At 67.9% G+C, this 17,422-nt stretch carries 14 protein-coding genes; 6 read left to right on the top strand and 8 right to left on the bottom strand.

Annotation, left to right across the window (positions count from 1 at the left end; translation table 11 throughout):
* Window positions 1-39: 39 nt before the first annotated feature.
* Both GRI62_RS12875 and GRI62_RS12870 read left to right on the top strand, forming a co-directional pair.
* On the top strand, window positions 40-633 hold the full coding sequence (locus GRI62_RS12875) for a cob(I)yrinic acid a,c-diamide adenosyltransferase (RefSeq protein ID WP_131451130.1): 594 nt from the start codon (window positions 40-42) through the stop codon (window positions 631-633).
* 53 nt (window positions 634-686) lie between these two features.
* Complete coding sequence (locus tag GRI62_RS12870; RefSeq protein WP_131451129.1) at window positions 687-1,043, top strand: hypothetical protein; 357 nt, start codon at window positions 687-689, stop codon at window positions 1,041-1,043.
* 7 nt (window positions 1,044-1,050) lie between these two features.
* Here the strand turns inward: GRI62_RS12870 and GRI62_RS12865 are convergent, their stop codons facing one another.
* Together GRI62_RS12865 and mutS are read right to left on the bottom strand one after the other, a co-directional pair.
* Complete coding sequence (locus tag GRI62_RS12865; protein ID WP_131451128.1) at window positions 1,051-1,467, bottom strand: DUF202 domain-containing protein; 417 nt, start codon at window positions 1,465-1,467, stop codon at window positions 1,051-1,053.
* 55 nt (window positions 1,468-1,522) lie between these two features.
* Window positions 1,523-4,138, bottom strand: coding sequence for a DNA mismatch repair protein MutS (gene mutS, locus GRI62_RS12860; RefSeq protein WP_234027459.1), 2,616 nt, complete (start codon window positions 4,136-4,138; stop codon window positions 1,523-1,525).
* A 160-nt stretch (window positions 4,139-4,298) separates the two neighbouring features.
* Here mutS and GRI62_RS12855 point away from each other — a divergent pair, with 160 nt between their 5' ends.
* A complete protein-coding gene (locus GRI62_RS12855) occupies window positions 4,299-6,560 on the top strand; it encodes an NADP-dependent malic enzyme (protein WP_131451127.1) in 2,262 nt (753 codons plus the stop codon).
* A gap of 32 nt (window positions 6,561-6,592) precedes the next feature.
* Here the strand turns inward: GRI62_RS12855 and GRI62_RS12850 are convergent, their stop codons facing one another.
* The 3 genes from GRI62_RS12850 to ctrA form a co-directional block, all read right to left on the bottom strand.
* Complete coding sequence (locus tag GRI62_RS12850) at window positions 6,593-8,404, bottom strand: SLC13 family permease (protein WP_131451126.1); 1,812 nt, start codon at window positions 8,402-8,404, stop codon at window positions 6,593-6,595.
* A 72-nt stretch (window positions 8,405-8,476) separates the two neighbouring features.
* The gene (gene trmB / locus GRI62_RS12845; protein WP_131451125.1) at window positions 8,477-9,205 is read right to left on the bottom strand and encodes a tRNA (guanine(46)-N(7))-methyltransferase TrmB; all 729 of its coding nucleotides are present in this window, start codon (window positions 9,203-9,205) and stop codon (window positions 8,477-8,479) included.
* Between the two features lie 108 nt (window positions 9,206-9,313).
* Window positions 9,314-10,009 carry a response regulator transcription factor CtrA gene (ctrA, locus tag GRI62_RS12840; protein WP_131451124.1) on the bottom strand — a complete coding sequence of 232 codons (696 nt, stop codon included), beginning with the start codon at window positions 10,007-10,009 and terminating at the stop codon, window positions 9,314-9,316.
* Between the two features lie 499 nt (window positions 10,010-10,508).
* Between ctrA and GRI62_RS12835 the strand changes: the two genes are divergently transcribed.
* The gene (locus tag GRI62_RS12835) at window positions 10,509-12,338 is read left to right on the top strand and encodes a DEAD/DEAH box helicase (protein WP_131451123.1); all 1,830 of its coding nucleotides are present in this window, start codon (window positions 10,509-10,511) and stop codon (window positions 12,336-12,338) included.
* Window positions 12,339-12,376: 38 nt separating this feature from the next.
* On the opposite strand, the gene rpoN is transcribed toward GRI62_RS12835, so the two are convergent.
* On the bottom strand, window positions 12,377-13,831 hold the full coding sequence (gene rpoN, locus GRI62_RS12830; RefSeq protein ID WP_131451122.1) for an RNA polymerase factor sigma-54: 1,455 nt from the start codon (window positions 13,829-13,831) through the stop codon (window positions 12,377-12,379).
* Between the two features lie 2 nt (window positions 13,832-13,833).
* On the bottom strand, window positions 13,834-14,598 hold the full coding sequence (lptB, locus tag GRI62_RS12825) for an LPS export ABC transporter ATP-binding protein (RefSeq protein ID WP_188669386.1): 765 nt from the start codon (window positions 14,596-14,598) through the stop codon (window positions 13,834-13,836).
* 248 nt (window positions 14,599-14,846) lie between these two features.
* Here lptB and GRI62_RS12820 point away from each other — a divergent pair, with 248 nt between their 5' ends.
* Both GRI62_RS12820 and GRI62_RS12815 read left to right on the top strand, forming a co-directional pair.
* Window positions 14,847-15,236, top strand: coding sequence for a hypothetical protein (locus GRI62_RS12820; protein ID WP_234027458.1), 390 nt, complete (start codon window positions 14,847-14,849; stop codon window positions 15,234-15,236).
* A 59-nt stretch (window positions 15,237-15,295) separates the two neighbouring features.
* Window positions 15,296-16,735: a mechanosensitive ion channel family protein gene (locus GRI62_RS12815; RefSeq protein ID WP_131451121.1), complete on the top strand. Its 1,440-nt coding sequence runs from the start codon at window positions 15,296-15,298 to the stop codon at window positions 16,733-16,735.
* 34 nt (window positions 16,736-16,769) lie between these two features.
* On the opposite strand, the gene ppa is transcribed toward GRI62_RS12815, so the two are convergent.
* Entirely contained in the window at window positions 16,770-17,324 is a 555-nt protein-coding gene (ppa, locus tag GRI62_RS12810) for an inorganic diphosphatase (RefSeq protein WP_131451120.1), read from the bottom strand.
* Between the last annotated feature and the right edge of the window lie 98 nt (window positions 17,325-17,422).

The following is a 17,422-nucleotide window of genomic DNA, read 5'->3' as shown; positions in this document are numbered from 1 at the left end:
AGCGAGGATGCCCTCGCGGAGGCGGGGGCAAAAGGCAAAATGGTTAAACTGAACAAGATCTACACCCGCACCGGGGACGACGGCACCACGGGCCTCGTCGACGGGTCGCGCCTGCCCAAGCACGCGGCGCGCATGGAGGCGGTCGGCGCGGTGGACGAGGCGAACGCGGCGCTCGGTTTCGCGGTGCTGGCGCTGGACGGCAGCTGGCGCGATGACGTTGTGCGGTTGCAGAACGATCTGTTCGATCTCGGCGCCGACCTCGCGACGCCCCTTGGCAGCGTGGGGGGAGACGACTTTGCACCATCCGACATGGTGCTGCGGATCGTGCCCGCGCAAGTGGACTGGATCGAGGGGCGGATCGACGCCGTGAACGACGGGCTTCAGCCGCTGACCAGCTTCATCCTGCCCGGCGGCAGCGAGGCGGCAGTGCGCCTGCACCTTGCCCGCACGGCAGCACGCCGGGCCGAGCGCGTGATGACGGCGCTTGCCGCCGAGGAGCCGGTCAATCCGGCGGCGCTGGCCTTCGTCAACAGGTTGTCGGACTACCTGTTCGTGCTGTGCCGCGCGGTCAACGATGGCGGCAAGGGCGACGTATTGTGGCGCCCCGGAGCGAGCAGGGGCGCCGATCGCTGAAGCGCGGGAACGCGACTCCCGCACCCGCCGTTGACAGGGCAAAGGAGTTCACGATGACCGATACCAAGCACAGCGATACCCCGAAAAGCCAGGAAGAGCGCCAGGCCGATCTCGCGCCCGAAACGCATAACGACGAGCAGGACGATCATCGCAGCCAGGCCCAGCAGGTAGCCGAAGAAGCGCGCAACACCGCCGTGCTCGGCAGCCCGACCGAGAGCGAGAAAGGCCCTAACAACTCCGAGGTGATGGGCGATTCCACGCAGGACCTCGTCGATCATATGCGCGACATGGAAAGCTCTGGCCGGATCGACATGGGCGCCTACGAGGGCGAGCCCAACATGGACGACAACGAGGGCAAGTACGGCAAGGCCAACAAGCTCGACAAGGACCTGCCCTCCGACGGCGAGTGAGCCGTTATCAGACCCCGCCGGCCTGCCCGTCGCTTAGCACCCAGAAGGCGACGAGCAGAGCCAGCGAGCCCGCCGCGACCGAATAGCTTATCAGCTTGATGTTGGGCATCTTGGGCGAATCGACCGCGTGTGAGGACAGGCGCGAGAACGCCTTGCACGCGCGCCGTTCGGCCCCGAGCGCGAAGACGACCGCGAGCAGCAAAAACATGCTGGCTATGGCCTTGGCGATCCATGGCGGATCGAACTCGCCGAACAGCGCGCGAAAGCCGATGGCAATGGCGATGGCGGCAAAGGCCGTGCGCATCCAGCCTGCAAACGTGCGTTCGAGCGCCATGATCGTGCGGTCCTCCGCCCAATCGGTGCGGTTTTCGGCCCACTTGGTGTTTTTCTCGGCGTCGTCGCTGGGAGGGTCATTCTGGGCCATCGCGCCAGACTAGCGGCCATGGGTGGCGGCGCAACCGGCCGTGCCGCAACAAAGATCAATCGGATGCCTCGCGCTTGAGGCGATACAGCACATCGAGCGCCTCGCGCGGGCTGAGCGCATCGACGTCCACCCCGGCCAGCATGTCTCGCAGGGTATCGCATTGCGCTTCCTGTGCCTCGAACGCGGCGGCGAATAGCGGCAGGTCGCCCAGCCCCGCCGCAATCCCACCTGTCTCGGCGCGGCCCTTCTCAAGCTTGCCCAGCACGGCGCGCGCGCGCTTGACCACCGGATCGGGCACGCCGGCCAGCTTGGCCACGGCCAGGCCGTAGCTGCGATCCGCCGCGCCCTCGCTGACCTCGTGCAGCAGCACGAGATCGCCTTTCCACTCCCGTGCGCGGACGTGATGCAGGCTGAGGGCTTCGCAGGTCTCCGCCAGTCGCGCCATCTCGTGGTAATGCGTCGCGAACAGGCAGCGGCAGCGGTTGGTCTCGTGAATCGCCTCGGCCACCGCCCAGGCCAGCGCCAGCCCATCGTAGGTGGACGTGCCGCGGCCGACCTCGTCCAGGATCACGAAGCTGCGCGGCCCGGCCTGGCTGAGGATCGCGGCGGTTTCCACCATCTCCACCATGAAGGTGGAGCGCCCGCGCGCAAGGTTGTCCGACGCGCCGACGCGGCTGAACAGATGGTCGACCAGGCCGATGCGCGCCGACCTGGCGGGCACGAAGCCACCGGCCTGCGCCAGCAGCACGATCAGCGCGTTCTGGCGCAGGAAGGTGCTCTTGCCGCCCATGTTCGGCCCGCCCACCAGCCACAGGCGATCGTCGGGTGAGAGTGCGCAATCGTTGGCGACGAAGCGCTCGCCGCCCTTTGCCAGCGCCGCCTCCACCACCGGATGCCGCCCCGCCTCGATGGCCAGCACCGGGTCATCCTCGATCACGGGGCGGCACCATTCGCCCTCGCTCGCGCGCTCGGCCTGGCCTGCCGCCACATCCAGCCGGGCCAGTGCGGCGGCGGTCGCGGCGATGGCGTGGCGGCGCGCCGCGACCCGCTCCACCAGATCCTCGAAATGCGCCTCCTCCGCCGCCTGCGCGTGTCCGCCGGCCTCGGCGATGCGGCTGGCCTCGTCGTGCAGGGTAAGCGAGTTGAACCGCACCGCGTTCGCCATGGTCTGGCGGTGGGTGAAGCCGCTGTCGGCGGCCATCAGCTTGTCGGCGTGCTTGGCCGGCACCTCTATGAAGTAGCCGAGTACGCCGTTGTGGCGGATCTTCAGCGCGGGCGTGTCGGTCTCGGCGCGATAGCGCGCTTCCATCGCCGCGATGGCGCGCCGGGCGTTGCCCGAAACCTCGCGCAGTTCGTCGAGCGCGTGATCGTAACCCGCCGCGATGTAGCCGCCCGACTGGCGTTCGGTCGGCGGCGATGGGACGAGGGCGCGGGCCAGCAGGTCCGTCAGCTCGGCATGACCTGTCAGCGCAGGCAGCAGCGCGCCGAGCAGGGCGGGGGTGTCGGGCCTGCCCTTCAGCAAGTCATGCACCCGCCGTGCTTCGAGCAGGCCGTCGCGCACTTGCCCCAGATCGCGCGGAGAGCCACGCCCGGCCACCAACCGCCCGAGCGCGCGGCCAATGTCGGGGAGGGCGCGCAGCAGCGTGCGCAGGTCCGCGCGCAGCAGCGGATCGCGGTGCAGCCAGCCGACCAGCGCCAGCCGCGCCTCGATGGCGGCACGGTCCACCAGCGGGGCGGAAAGGTCGTCTGCCAGCAGTCGCGCGCCCGCGCCCGTCACGCAGCGGTCGATTGCGGCGACCAGCGATCCGGCGCGCCCGCCCTGCTGGCTGGCGAGGATCTCGAGGCTGGCGCGCGTCGCCTCGTCCATCGCCAAGTGTTCCCCCGAACGCCGCGCCACCGGGGGCAGCAGCAGCGGCAGCGTGCCACGCCCCGCGTGGTCGAGATAGCCCAGAAGCCCGCCCGCCGCCGCCAGCATGGCGCGGGTGAACAGGCCGAACCCGTCGAGCGTCGCCACGCCGTGGACCGCCTTCAGCCGCGCCTCCCCGCCGTCGCTGGCGAAATCGCCACGCGGGCGCTGCACGGCGTCCGGCGGGGCGGCGGGCCAGTCTTCGGGTGCAACGCATTCGGTGGCGCCGATCCGCGCCAGCACCGCGCCCATGCGCTCAGGCGCGCACTCTTCCAGCACCATCGTGCCGGTGGAAATGTCGACCGCGGCCACCCCGCGGGTGCCGCGCAATTCGCACACGGCGGCGAGCATGTTGGCGCGGCGCGGTTCGAGCAGCGCCTCCTCGGTCAGGGTGCCGGCGGTGACAAAGCGCACGATGTCGCGCCGCACCAGCGCCTTGGAGCTTGGCGTGCCTTCGCGCCGTGCCCGCTCGCGCGCCTCGTCCGGCGTCTCCACCTGTTCGGCAATGGCGACGCGGCAGCCGGCCTTGATCAGCCGCGCGAGATAGCCTTCCGCCGCGTGCACCGGCACCCCGCACATCGGCACCGGCGTGCCGCCGTGCTCGCCGCGAGCGGTCAGCGCGATATCCAGCACTTGCGCCGCGGTCCGCGCATCGTCGAAGAACAGTTCGAAGAAATCGCCCATGCGGTAGAACAGCAGGCAATCCCCGGCCTCGGCCTTGAGGCCCAGATACTGCTGCATCATCGGGGTGGGAGAGGCTGTCATCGCTTGGGCATCATGCCTAGCGGCTGGCGGTGCGATTCGGGAAGGGCGGTGCACGGGCCTATCCCCTGCTGCCCCTATGTGCCCCCGCCCCTATCCTCTGGCGCAAACCCGCTCTATGGCTGGCCGCGACAGAAGCCGCGACACGAGGAGAGGCGCCGCAGTGGCCGAAGAAAAGACCAACAGCTTCACCGCGCGCGAGGCGCTGTTCTACCACGAGACCATCCGGCCCGGTAAGATCGAGATCATCGCGTCGAAGCCGATGACCACGCAGCGCGACCTCAGCCTGGCCTATTCGCCAGGGGTTGCCGTGCCCGTGGAAGAGATCGCCCGCGATCCCGCGCTGGCCGCCCGCTACACCGCCCGGGCCAACCTGGTGGCGGTCATTTCCAACGGCACGGCCATCCTCGGCCTCGGCAACCTGGGCGCGCTGGCGTCCAAGCCGGTGATGGAAGGCAAGGCGGTATTGTTCAAGCGGTTCGCCGACGTCGACAGCATCGACATCGAGCTCGATACCGAGGATCCCGACAAGTTCATCGAGGCGGTCGCGCTGATGGAGCCGACGTTCGGCGGCATCAACCTGGAAGACATCGCCGCGCCCGAATGCTTCATCATCGAACAGGCGCTGCGCGAACGCATGAACATCCCGGTCATGCACGATGACCAGCACGGCACCGCGATCATCGCCGCGGCGGGCCTGATCAACGCCTGCTACCTGACGGGCCGCGACCTCAAGACGGTAAGGATGGTGGTGAACGGGGCGGGCGCCTCCGCGCTTGCCTGCACTGCGCTGATAAAGTCGGTCGGCGTCCCGCATGAGAACGTGATCGTGTGCGATCGCTCCGGCCCGATCTATCCGGGCCGGGAGGGCGTGGACCAATGGAAGAGCGCCCATGCCGTGCCGACGGCTGCGCGCAGCCTGGAAGAGGCACTGGTCGGCGCGGACATCTTCCTCGGCCTGTCTGCCGCGGGCGCGCTGAAGCCCGAATGGGTCGCCGGGATGGCCGATCAGCCGATCATCTTTGCCATGGCCAATCCTGTGCCCGAGATCATGCCCGACGAGGCCAAGGCCGTTCGGCCCGATGCGATCATCGCCACGGGCCGCAGCGATTTTCCCAACCAGGTCAACAACGTGCTGGGCTTCCCGTTCATCTTCCGCGGCGCGCTGGACGTGCGCGCGACGGCGATCAACGAGGAGATGAAGGTCGCTGCCGCCCACGCCATCGCCGAGTTGGCGCGCGAGCGGGTGCCCGAGGAAGTAGCCGCGGCCTACGGCGTCAATCACCAGTTCGGCCGCGAATACATCATTCCCGCTCCCTTCGATCCGCGCCTGATGGAGCGGGTTTCGTGCGCGGTTGCCAAGGCGGCGATGGATTCGGGCGTGGCGCAGGATCCGATCGAGGATTTCGAGGCCTATGCGGTGCGTTTGCGCAGCCGGCTCAACCCCACCACCTCGGCGCTCACCCGTGTCTACGAGGACGCCAAGGCCAACCCCAAGCGCATGGTCTTCGCCGAGGCCGAGGAAGAGGTCGCGCTGCGGGCGGCGATCCAGTTCCGCGATTTCGGCTACGGCACGCCCATCCTCGTCGGGCGCACGGAAAAGGTGATGGAAAAGCTGAAGGAGCTCGCCGTCGACGATCCGGAAAGCTTCACGATCGCCAATTCGGTCTCCTACGAGCGGATCGAGGAGATGGTCGCCTATCTCTATACCCGCCTGCAGCGGCGCGGTTATACCGAGCGAGACGTGCGTCGCATGGTCAACCAGGAACGCAACGTATTCGCCTCTCTGCTGGTGGCGATCGGGGAGGGCGATGCGCTGATTACCGGCCTGACCCGCACCTTTGCCCAGTCCGCGCGGGAGATTGGCCGCGTGCTGGATGCCAAGCCCGACGCGACGCCGTTCGGCGTGCACATGGTGATCGGCAAGAATCACACCACCTTCCTCGCCGACACGACGATCAACGAACGGCCCACGGCAGAGCAGCTGGCCCACATCGCCACCGAGACCGCTGCGGTGGCACGGCGCATGGGGCACGAACCGCGCGTCGCCTTCCTGTCCTATTCCACCTTCGGCAATCCGCCCGGCCAGTGGCTGGGCAACATACGCGACGCGGTGGCGATCCTGGATGCGCAGCAGCCCGATTTCGAATACGAGGGTGAAATGGCGCCCGACGCGGCGCTGAACGAAAAGGTGATGGCGCTCTATCCCTTCAGCCGTTTGTCGGGGCCGGCCAACGTGCTGATTTTCCCCGGCCTGCAAAGCGCCAACGTTTCGGCCAAGCTGCTGCGCGAACTGTCGGGAGATACCACCATCGGGCCGATAATGATCGGATCGGAAAAGCCGGTGCAGATCGCCCCGATGACCGCGACGGCGCCCGATATCCTTACGCTGGCGGTGCTCGCCACCGCAGGGGTCGTCGGCTGATGGTGTGATCGGCCGGCTCCTCGCCAGTCCGGTCAGTAGAACGCGGTGATGGCCAGGCAGGTGGCCGCGCCGACCACCAGGTTCATCGGGATGCCGATCTTCAGGAAGTCGGTGAAGCGATAGTTCGCCGCGCCATAGGCCAGGGTGTTCGTCTGATAGCCGATGGGGGTGGCGAAACTGGCGCTGGCGCCGAACATGACTGCCACCACCATGCCGCGCGGGTCGACCCCTGCCGATGTGGCGAGGCCAATCGCGATGGGCGTCATGATGACGGCGACGGCGTTGTTGGTCACGACCTCGGTCAGCACGCTGGTGGCGGCGTAGACGATCACCAGCAGCAGCAGCGGCGAGCCCTGGGCCATCAATGGTTGCAGGGCGGCCACGGCAAGATCGATGCTGCCCGCGTTGTCCAGCCCCTTGCCAAAGGCGAGCATGGCGAAGATCAGCACAAGCGTGCTGCCATCGAGGCTGGCCCAGGCCTCGTCCGGCTCGAGGCAGCGGGTCGCCAGCACCACCGCCACGCCAAAGATCGCCATGGCCTCGATCGGCAGGCCGAACACCGCCGCGCCCAGCACCACCGCCGCCAGCGTCGCCAGCGCCAGCGGCGCCTTTTCGCGGCGGAACGCGCGGATGGAGCTTTCGGTGACGTGGGTCAGCTGGACATTGGCCTGCAACGCCTGGGCAGCGTCACTCGCCGCGGCGATCAGCAGCCGGTCGCCAGCCCGCACGCGCACGTCGGCCAGCGTCGGCCCGGCGCGGTGGCGCGGACGCGACAGGCCTAGGACGCGCACCTGCAAGCGGGACAGCAGCGGGATTTCCGCCAGCCTGCGCCCGACGATGGGATGCGTGCTGGACACCACCGCCTCGACGATGCGCAGGTCCTTTGCCCGCCAGTCGCGCCGCGTGGCAACACCGCCGCCAACGCCGGTCAGTCCGGTGCGAAAATCCACCGCCTCGGCCAGCGACGCCAGTTCCTCGGGCGTTGCGGCGACGACGAACTGGTCGCCCGCGCTCAGGATCTCGTTCTCGAACCCGGTGCGCTCCAGCCGGTCGGCGCGCCTGCGTGCGACCAGCGTCAGGCCGGGGCGGCGCGCGAAGCCGGTATCGGCCAGCCTGCGACCGATCAGCGGGCTGTCCGGCGCCAGCGTCAGGTGCGAGAGGTAGACGTCGCTCTCGCGGTCCTCATCCATCGTGCGCGGGCCGCGTTTGGGCAGCAGCACCGGCCCCAGCACGACCAGCAGCGCCAGCCCCGCCGTCATCGCGACCAGGCCAACGCCGGTGATCTCGAACACGCCGAAGGCCGCCAACCCCTCGTCCTGCGCCACGCCGTTCACCAGCAGGTTGGTGGAGGTGCCGATCAGCGTCAGCGTGCCGCCCAGGATGGTGAGGTAGCTCAGCGGGATCATCAGCTGCGTCGCCGCCATGCGCGTCACCCGCGCCAGCCGGCGGGCGATCGGGGTCATCACGATCATCACGGGCGTGTTGTTCATGAAGGCCGAGGCGAACACCGTGCCGCCGGCGACCTCCATCAGGGCAAGGCGCGGCTTGCGCAGCGTGCGGCGGATGACCCAGCCCGACATCGCTTCCAGCGCGCCGGTGCGCAGCAGCGCGCCCGACAGGATGAACATGGCAGCGATGGTAATGGGGGCCGAATTGCCGAACACCGCCAGGGCATCGTCGCTCGGCAGATAGCCCAGCAGCATCATCGCCGCCGCACCCAGCACCGCCACCACCACCGGCGGCCGGCGTTCGAGCATGAAGGCGGCGAGCAATGCCAGCAGCATGACAAGGCCGATCGCGGCCGAATGGCCCTGCAGGTATGCGGAAACTGCGTCCAGGGTCATGCGGTTTGCCTCGACAGGGAGCCGTGGCGCGTGGGTCGCCCAGTCATGCTGGCTTGTCGACGAAGTTTTTCTTCAGCGGCGGCGGAAGCGGAAATACCAGACCTCGTGGCCGTAGACCTCGCGCGCCTTGGTCTCATAGCGTGTCTGCAACCAGCCGGAGGGGCGCTTGCGGAAGCCATCGGGCTTGTCGATCACCCATTCGAACGGTGCCGCCGGACCGGTGGTGAAGCGCCGCATCACCATCAGGGCATGGCGCAGATAGACCGGGTGGTCGGTGCCGAAGCGAAATTCCCCGCCCGGCTTCAGCTTGTCGGCGAACAGGCGCACTGGCCCATCGTTCATCATCCGTCGCTTGGCGTGCTTGGCCTTGGGCCAGGGGTCGGGGTGGAGCAGGTAGAGCATGGTCAGCGCGCCGTCGGGCACGCGGGCCAGCACCTCCAGCGCGTCGCCGTGATGGATGCGCACGTTGGGAAGGCGGCCGCCGCCTTCGTGTCCGTCGCGGACGTGGACCAGCGCCTGCGCCACGCCGTTGAGGAAGGGCTCTGCGCCGATGAAGCCGTGATCGGGCAAGAGATCGGCGCGGTAGGCGAGGTGCTCGCCGCCGCCGAAACCGATCTCGAAATGCAGCGGGCGCTCGTCTCCGAACAACCGGCCGGCGGTGACGGGCCCTTCCTGCGGCACCGCGATCTGCGGCAGCAGGGTATCGACCAGTGCCGCCTGCGATGCCCGCAGCGGCTTGCCGTGGCTGCGGCCATAGAGCCGCCCCAGCGTGGTGGGATCGCCTTGCTTGTTTGCGCTCATGCAGCGCGCCCTACCGCCAGGCCGGGGGCTTGACCAGCCATCGCAAGACGCCCCGGAAGCGGGCGGCTTCCGGGGCGTCTCAGGCTCCCGTCCGGGGGCAAGCGTGGATCAGGCGGCTACGGCCTCCGCCTCGGGATCGCGCAGCACATAGCCGCGGCCCCAAACGGTCTCGATGTAGTTGTCGCCGCCGCACGCGCTCGAAAGCTTCTTGCGCAGCTTGCAGATGAACACGTCGATGATCTTGAGTTCGGGTTCGTCCATGCCGCCATAGAGGTGGTTGAGGAACATTTCCTTGGTCAGCGTGGTGCCCTTGCGAAGCGAAAGCAGCTCCAGCATGGCATATTCCTTGCCGGTCAGGTGGACCCGCGCGCCGTCGACTTCCACCGTCTTGGCATCCAGGTTCACGGCCAGCTTGCCGGTGCGGATGATCGACTGGCTGTGGCCCTTCGAGCGGCGCACCACGGCATAGATGCGGGCGACCAGCTCGTCCCGGTGGAACGGCTTGGTGACATAGTCGTCCGCCCCGAAACCGAAGCTGCGGATCTTGCTGTCCATCTCGGCAATGCCGGACAGGATCAGGACCGGCGTCTGCACCTTGGCCACGCGCAGCTTCTTGAGCACGTCGTAGCCGTGCATGTCCGGCAGGTTGAGGTCTAGCAGGATGATGTCGTAATCATACAGCTTGCCCAGATCGAGGCCTTCCTCGCCCAGATCGGTCTGGTAGACGTTGAAGCCTTCGGTCGTCAGCATGAGCTCGATCGCCTTGGCGGTGGTCGGCTCGTCTTCAATCAGCAGCACGCGCATTGGGGTCTCCCCTGAAAGTCCCGCGGTAACCCTCTGACAAGAGGTGTTGCCGTGAATTAACCACGACGCTTCTCACCGAAAAAGGTTAACAATGGGTTTCACGCGTTAAGACTTTCTGGTGAGTCTTTTGGGTGACAGGTGGATTTCCGGGGCGAAACAGGGCCCCCGCGCCGGTTCTTGCAGGGGCGGCGCAGGGAAGGGCGGCATTGCGGCACGGGGACGTCGCCTCCGGCAGCAGCCGTCTTTCCGGTTAAGGTTCGCGCCGCGAATCGTTAAGATCGGGGCTTTGTCGTCCTTCGTCCGAACGTGTCCGACCGCTCGGATTCGCGCGGCGACAAATATCGCGAGCATTTGCCGGCGTTTTTCGCTATGGCGAAACGCGTCGGCGTTGCCGGAACCCGTTCCGCCTGCCTTGCCCCGCGCGCCGCTTTCGTGCGTTTCCTTCCCCGACCTTCCCCTGGCCGCAGCCTGGCGTGATGGCGTATCCTTGTGAGTTTGCATGCCTTTCGAAAATCTTCCGCCGATCCTGGGCCAGGCCATGGCCGAACGCGGCTATACCGCCCTGACCCCCGTGCAGGCCGCCGTCAGCGGCCCCGAGGCCGCCGGGCGTGACCTTATCGTTTCGGCGCAGACCGGTTCGGGCAAGACCGTGGCGTTCGGCCTGGCGCTGGCCGCAGAGCTGCTTGGCACCACCGATGGCGCGCCGCTGGTCGACCGGCCGCTGGCGCTGGTCGTGGCGCCCACGCGCGAACTGGCCTTGCAGGTCAGTCGCGAACTGGGATGGCTCTATGCCAAGGCCGGCCTGCGCATGGCTACCTGCGTCGGCGGTATGGACGCCAGCAAGGAACGGCGCGCGCTGAAGTCCGGCCCGGCCATCGTCGTGGGCACGCCCGGCCGCCTGCGCGACCACCTGGAACGCGGCGCGCTCGACCTGTCGGGCCTGGCCGGCGTCGTGCTCGACGAAGCGGACGAGATGCTCGACATGGGCTTTCGCGACGATCTTGAGGAAATTCTCGACGCCGCGCCCGAACAGCGGCGCACCCTGCTGTTCTCCGCCACCTTGCCGCAGCCCATCGTGCGGCTGGCCGAGCGCTATCAGAAGGATGCACTGCGCCTGTCGCTGGCGGGCGAGAACCGCGGCCACGGCGACATCACCTATCAGGCGATCACCGTCGCCCCGTCCGAGATCGAGAACGCGGTGGTCAACCTGCTGCGGTTCCACGAGGCAGAGACCGCGATCTGTTTCTGCGCCACGCGTGACAGCGTCAGGCGGCTGCACGCCACGCTGCAGAACCGCGGGTTCGGCGTCGTCGCACTGTCGGGCGAACATTCCCAGTCGGAACGCAACCAGGCGCTGCAGGCGCTGCGCGATCGGCGCGCGCGCGTGTGCGTCGCCACCGACGTTGCCGCGCGCGGGATCGATCTGCCCACGCTCAGCCTGGTGATCCATGTCGAGATCCCGCGCGATGCCGAATCGCTGCAACACCGTTCCGGCCGCACGGGGCGCGCCGGCAAGAAGGGCACGGCCGCGATCGTGGTCCCTTACAATCGGCGCAAGCGGGTGGAGAGCATGCTGCGCGGCGCGAAGATCGCGGCGGAATGGATGGATGCGCCATCGTTCGAAGCGATCCGCGAGCGCGATCATGCGCGCCTGATGGAAAAGCTGACCGAGCCGACCGAGCATGACGAGGCAGACCTGCTGGTGGCGCGCGAACTGATGGAGCGCATGGCGCCCGAGGCTATCGCCGCGGCGCTGGTGCAGGCGCACCGGGCGCGGATGCCGCAGCCCGAGGAACTGCTCGCCAACACGCCCGAAGCGCGCGAGAGCGCCAAGGCCGACCGTCACCGTCCCGGGTTCGATGACGTGGTGTGGTTCCGCATGGGCATCGGTCGCCAGCAGAATGCCGAGCCGCGCTGGCTGTTGCCGCTGATCTGCCGCCGCGGCCACATCACCCGCAACGAGATCGGCGCAATCCGCATCGGCCAGCAGGAAAGCTGGTTCCAGGTGCCACGCCCCATCGCCGCCAAGGTTTCCGATGCCATCGCGCGCACGGCGTCCAGCGACGACGATCAGGATGCGATCCCGATCGAGCTGTCAGCCGAACCGCCACGCATGCAGGCCCGCGAGAACCGCAAGCCGAACAATGCGCGGGGACCGGGCAAACCGCACCGCAAGGGACCCAACGATCGCGGGCCCAACGATCGCGGACCCAACGAACGCAAGGGACCCAATGATCGCAAAGGGCCGGGCGATCGCAAGGGTCCGGGCGGCGGGGCCGGCAGGCCGTGGCAGAACAAGGGCAAGCCCGCGCGGCCGCCCAAGCCATAGGCGGGTCGGTGCATATTCGGTCGGCGTAAAGCCGATCGCTACATCCGCGCCAGCTTCTTTGCCCGCCGGCGCTGCACGCTGGAGCCGATCCCGATGGCCTCGCGGTATTTCGCTACCGTCCGCCGGGCGAGGTCGAAGCCCTCGGCCTTCAGCAGGTCGACCAGCGCATCGTCGGACAGCACCTTCGTCGCGTCCTCGGCATCGCACAGGGCGCGGATGCGGGCCTTGACGGTGGCGGCGCTGGCGCCTTCGCCATCGCTGCCGCCGCCCACGCCGCTGGAGAAGAAATACTTGAGCTCGAACGTGCCGCGTTCGCAGTGCAGGTACTTGTTGGAAGTGACGCGGCTGACGGTCGATTCGTGCATCTCGATCGCCTCGGCCACCCGGGCCAGCGTCAGCGGTTTCAGTTCCGACACGCCCTTGCGGAAGAACCCCGCCTGCTGCTTCACGATTTCGGCGGCCACCTTGAGGATGGTCTTCTGCCGCTGGTCCAGTGCCTTGATCAGCCAGTTGGCATCGGCCAGCTTCTCGCTCAGCCAGCCCCTGGCGGCCTTCGATGAGCTGCCCTCCCGCAGGGTGAGGTAATAGCTGCGATTGACGACCAGGCGCGGCAGGGTGTCCTCGTTCAGGCGGATGTCCCACCCCTCGTCCGCGCCGGCGGTCAGCAGGATATCGGGCACCACGGCCGCACTGCCGCCGCCGCCGAACCGCAGGCCCGGCTTCGGATCGTAGCTGCGCAGTTCGGCCAGCATCTCGGCCAGGTCTTCCTCGTCCACCCGGCAGATGCGGCGGATGTGCGCAAAGCTGCCAGCGGCGACCAGTTCCAGGTTGTCCAGCATCACCCGCATGCACGGATCGTAGCGATCGGCCTCTATCGCCTGCAGCGTCAGGCATTCGGAGAGCGACCGCGCACCCACGCCCGTGGGATCGAGCGACTGGACCACGCTCAACGCGTCCTCCACATCGGCCAGCGTCACCCCGAGCGCGGCGGCGACTTCCCGCAGCGGCGTGGCGAGGTAGCCCGCCTCGTCGAGCAGGTTGATGAGGTGGCGGGCGATGAGGCACAGGTGTTCGTTGGGGGCGCAGGCGCCGATCTGCGCTTCCAGATGTTCGGCAAGCGTTGGCTCCTCGCCAGAGCGGTTCTCGAAGTCGAACCCAGCCTCGCCGCTGGCGCCGTCGCCGCCGCTGCCCATCTGCGCCGACCAGTCCCCGGTGTCGCGATCGCGGTCGAGCGCGCCGGTATCGATATCGAGCGCCGCCTCGCCCGTGGCCGCATCGGGGGTGGCGTCATGCGGTTCGCTGTCCGCTGGGGCCTCCCGGTCCTCCACCCGCATCTCGCCAGCCTCCAGCAGCGGGTTCGCCTCCAGCGCCTCGCCGATGAAGGTCTCTATTTCCAGGTTGGACGCCGCCAGCAGCCGGATCGCCTGCTGTAACTGCGGCGTCATCACCAGCGATTGCGATTGCCGCAGGTCGAGGCGCGGGCCGAGCGCCATGATCAGAGGGTAAAGGATTCGCCCAGATAGAGACGGCGCACGTTCTCGTCCGCGACCAGTTCCTGGGGAGACCCGGCGAACAGCACCTGGCCGCCGTAGATGATGCAGGCGCGATCGACGATGTCGAGTGTCTCGCGCACGTTGTGATCGGTGATCAGCACGCCGATGCCGCGCTGTTTCAGGTCTTTCACCAGGTCGCGGATGTCGCTGATGGAGAGCGGATCGATGCCGGCAAAGGGTTCGTCCAGCAGCATGATGCTGGGCTTGGCCGCCAGCGCGCGGGCGATCTCGCACCGTCGCCGCTCACCCCCGGACAGGGCCATCGCCGGGCTGGTGCGCAGGCGGGTGAGGCCGAATTCGTCGAGCAGGCGTTCCAGTTCGGCGGCGCGGGTGGTCTTGTCCGGTTCCACCATCTGCAGCACGCAGGCGATGTTCTGTTCCACCGTCATGCCGCGAAAGATGCTGGTTTCCTGCGGCAGGTAGCCGAGCCCCAGGATCGCCCGGCGGTACATCGGCAGGCGGGTCACATCGACGCCGTCCATCAGGATGCGGCCCGAATCGGGGCGCACCAGGCCCATGATGGAATAGAAGCAGGTCGTCTTGCCCGCGCCGTTGGGGCCCAGCAGGCCCAGCACCTCGCCCTTGGCCACGGTCAGCGAGATATCCGACAGCACGCTGCGCTTGTCGTAGCTCTTGGCGATGGAGATGACTTCCAGGCCACCAGTGGGCGGCAGCGCGGGCGAGGCGTTGGACGGCGCCTCGGCCATCGTTTCGGCCAGCGCCTCCTCGTCAAGGAACCCATTGTCCAGCATGTCGTCCTCGGCAGTCATCCTGCGCCCTCTAGCACGGCTGCCACGGCTTTGAAGGGTGTTTGGGGCTTTGAAGGGTGTTTGGCACGTTACCGGCATGGCCCGTCCGATTGCTGCACGACGATCATGAACGCATGGTTGCCGCGCTTGCCAAGGTGGGGGGCTTTGTGCTTGGCTGCGCACAGGGATTGGAAGAGGAGCCGCGCATGACCAAGGCGCTTTCACATGCCCGCCAGGCGCAATCGCGCAGCGGGATCGACGCAAAGGGCCGGCTGGACTGGCGCCGGAAGGTCAGCGACCACGTCGCCTTCGGCCTGCTGGTCTATACCGGGATGCACATCTTCTGGACGATGACGCAGCTCAACGGCCACGGTGGCTCGATCCTGCCCTACTTCGCATTGATCGTGCTGGTGGCCGCGATCATTCCGGGCTGCCGGTGGATGGAAGACAGGTGGAGCACGCTGTCCGATGCCGAGGCGGCCGATCCGGCACTGCGGCGCGCCTACACGCGCGACATGGCCCTGCTGTGGACGGCCGCAATCGGTCTGCCGGTGGTGCTGACCTTTGCATTCCAGGGTGTGGCAAAGCTGTTCTGACGCTGCTGGCGCGCCTGTCCGCCGCGCCCTTGGTCCTGTGGGCGCTTGCAGCGGCGCTGATGCTGGCATTCGGGCCCGGCTTGGCGCGGGCGGCCATCCCGCTCGAAAGCGGCGCCCCTGCCGCACCCGATACCTCCGTCAGTTCCGCGCCCGCCGCCGGCTCGATCGATCTCGACCCGGATCCGGCGCAAGACCAGCGCATCGCCGCGCGGCTGGGTGACATCTTCGCCAACGTGCCCAGCCTTGTGAATGTCCGGGTCAGCGTCAGCCAGGGCGTCGTCACGCTGTCGGGCGCCGCACCCGATGCCAGCGCGGTCGCCCGGGCCGAGGCCATCGCCAGCGGGGTGGACGGCGTAGTCACGGTCGAGAACGGGGTGGAGCGCGACGTGTCCGTCGACCTGGACGGCAGCATCGGCGGGCTTGGTGACAAGGTGCGTGGGGTCGTGCGCACGCTGCCCCTCGCGGGTCTGGCGCTGCTGGTGGCGCTGGCGATCGTCGCCTCTGGCTATCTGCTGGCCTCGCTGACGGGCCTGTGGCGCCGCCTTGCGCCCAATTCCTTCCTCGCCGAACTGATCGCCAGCGCCATCCGCTTCGTCTTCATCGTGCTGGCGCTGGTGGTGGCGCTCGACATGATCGGTGCGGGCACCCTGATGGGCGCGGTGCTGGGCGGAGCCGGTGTCATCGGTATCGCGCTGGGTTTTGCCATGCGCGACACGGTGGAGAACTACGTCGCCAGCCTGATGCTGAGCCTGCGCCAGCCGTTCCGCGCCAACGACCACGTGGTGATCGAAAGCTTGGAGGGCCGGGTCATCCGCCTCACCAGCCGTGCTACCGTGCTGATGACCCTGGATGGCAATCACCTGCGCATCCCCAATTCCACCGTCTTCAAGGCGGTGATCCTCAACTACACCCGCAACCCGCAGCGCCGTTTCGATTTCACGCTGGGCGTCGATGCCGACGACGACGCGATGGCCGCGCGAGAGGTGGGGAAGGACACGCTACGCGGGCTGGACTTCGTGCTGGATGCCCCCGCCCCCGAAGTGCGTATTGCCGAGGTGGGCGATTCCAACGTGGCGTTGCAGTTCCTCGGCTGGATCGACCAGCGGGAGACCGACTGGAACAAGGCCCGCACCCGCGCCATCGCCGCCTGCAAGATGGCGCTGGAAGGCGCGGGCTTCGCGCTGCCCGAACCGATCTACCGCCTGCGATTCGATCCGCGCACCAGTGCGCTGCCGTTCGAGAACCTGGGCGAGAATTTCGGCGAGCATCTGGCGGCCAAGGGCGGCGGCAAAGGCGCAGGCAGCAAGGCAGGCGGACCTGCGCCGTCACCCGCCGCGTTGCCGCAACCCACGCCCGCGCCCGCGCCCGCTCCGGTCACCGGCCACGCCGAAGACGTCAGGCCGGACGACGAGATCGCCCGCATGGTCGACGAGGAACGGCGCGAGGCAGGCGGCGATCAGGCGAACGACCTGCTGGATCACGCTCGCCCGGTGGAGTGACCGCACGGACCCCGGCGAACCGGGGTCAGATCTTTCAAAGGTGCGACTTCTCGGGCCTGGGCGCATTCTTCGCCCGTTCGATGCTTTCCAGCACGATGCGCTTGGCCTCGGCGGCGTCGCCCCAGGCGCCCACGCGCACCCACTTTTCCTTCTCCAGATCCTTGTAGTGGGTGAAGAAGTGCTCGATCTGCTGGAAGATGATGCTCGGCAGATCCTTCGTTTCGCCAACGTCGGAGTAGTAAGGGAAGGTGGTGTCCACCGGGACGCAGATGATCTTCTCGTCGCCGCCGTGTTCGTCTTCGAGGTTCAGTACGCCGATCGGGCGGGCGCGCACCACGCAGCCGGGGATGAACGGCGAACGGGCGATGACCAGCGCATCGAGCGGATCGCCGTCGGGCGACAGGGTGTGCGGCACGAAGCCGTAGTTGCACGGATAGCGCATGGGCGTGTGCAGGATGCGGTCGACGAACAGCGCGCCGCTTTCCTTGTCGAACTCGTACTTCACCGGCTCCCCGCCGGTGGGCACCTCGATGATGACGTTGAGGCTTTCGGGCGGATTGTCGCCGGTGGGGATGAATTCGATGCGCATGGATGCTGGGTCCCTGATGGAAATGGTCGGGCGAAACGCGTTGCCGTAGCCCGCTTCCGCCTTTGCGCCGCGCCTTTAGGGCGGGGCGGCGGAGGGGG

The organism is Aurantiacibacter arachoides (assembly GCF_009827335.1).
Lineage (GTDB): Bacteria > Pseudomonadota > Alphaproteobacteria > Sphingomonadales > Sphingomonadaceae > Alteraurantiacibacter > Alteraurantiacibacter arachoides.
This window is presented reverse-complemented; position numbering and strand designations above follow the sequence as displayed.

Bases quoted from the DNA above. Each gene is read 5' to 3' on its own strand.
- GRI62_RS12815 (WP_131451121.1), top strand. From the start codon at position 15,296: ATGCTGGCATTCGGGCCCGGCTTGGCGCGGGCGGCCATCCCGCTCGAA.
- lptB (WP_188669386.1), bottom strand. From the start codon at position 14,598: ATGGCCGAGGCGCCGTCCAACGCCTCGCCCGCGCTGCCGCCCACTGGT.
- GRI62_RS12875 (WP_131451130.1), top strand. From the start codon at position 40: ATGGTTAAACTGAACAAGATCTACACCCGCACCGGGGACGACGGCACC.
- ppa (WP_131451120.1), bottom strand. From the start codon at position 17,324: ATGCGCATCGAATTCATCCCCACCGGCGACAATCCGCCCGAAAGCCTC.
- GRI62_RS12870 (WP_131451129.1), top strand. From the start codon at position 687: ATGACCGATACCAAGCACAGCGATACCCCGAAAAGCCAGGAAGAGCGC.
- trmB (WP_131451125.1), bottom strand. From the start codon at position 9,205: ATGAGCGCAAACAAGCAAGGCGATCCCACCACGCTGGGGCGGCTCTAT.
- mutS (WP_234027459.1), bottom strand. From the start codon at position 4,138: ATGACAGCCTCTCCCACCCCGATGATGCAGCAGTATCTGGGCCTCAAG.
- ctrA (WP_131451124.1), bottom strand. From the start codon at position 10,009: ATGCGCGTGCTGCTGATTGAAGACGAGCCGACCACCGCCAAGGCGATC.
- GRI62_RS12835 (WP_131451123.1), top strand. From the start codon at position 10,509: ATGCCTTTCGAAAATCTTCCGCCGATCCTGGGCCAGGCCATGGCCGAA.
- GRI62_RS12865 (WP_131451128.1), bottom strand. From the start codon at position 1,467: ATGGCCCAGAATGACCCTCCCAGCGACGACGCCGAGAAAAACACCAAG.
- GRI62_RS12820 (WP_234027458.1), top strand. From the start codon at position 14,847: ATGACCAAGGCGCTTTCACATGCCCGCCAGGCGCAATCGCGCAGCGGG.
- rpoN (WP_131451122.1), bottom strand. From the start codon at position 13,831: ATGGCGCTCGGCCCGCGCCTCGACCTGCGGCAATCGCAATCGCTGGTG.
- GRI62_RS12850 (WP_131451126.1), bottom strand. From the start codon at position 8,404: ATGACCCTGGACGCAGTTTCCGCATACCTGCAGGGCCATTCGGCCGCG.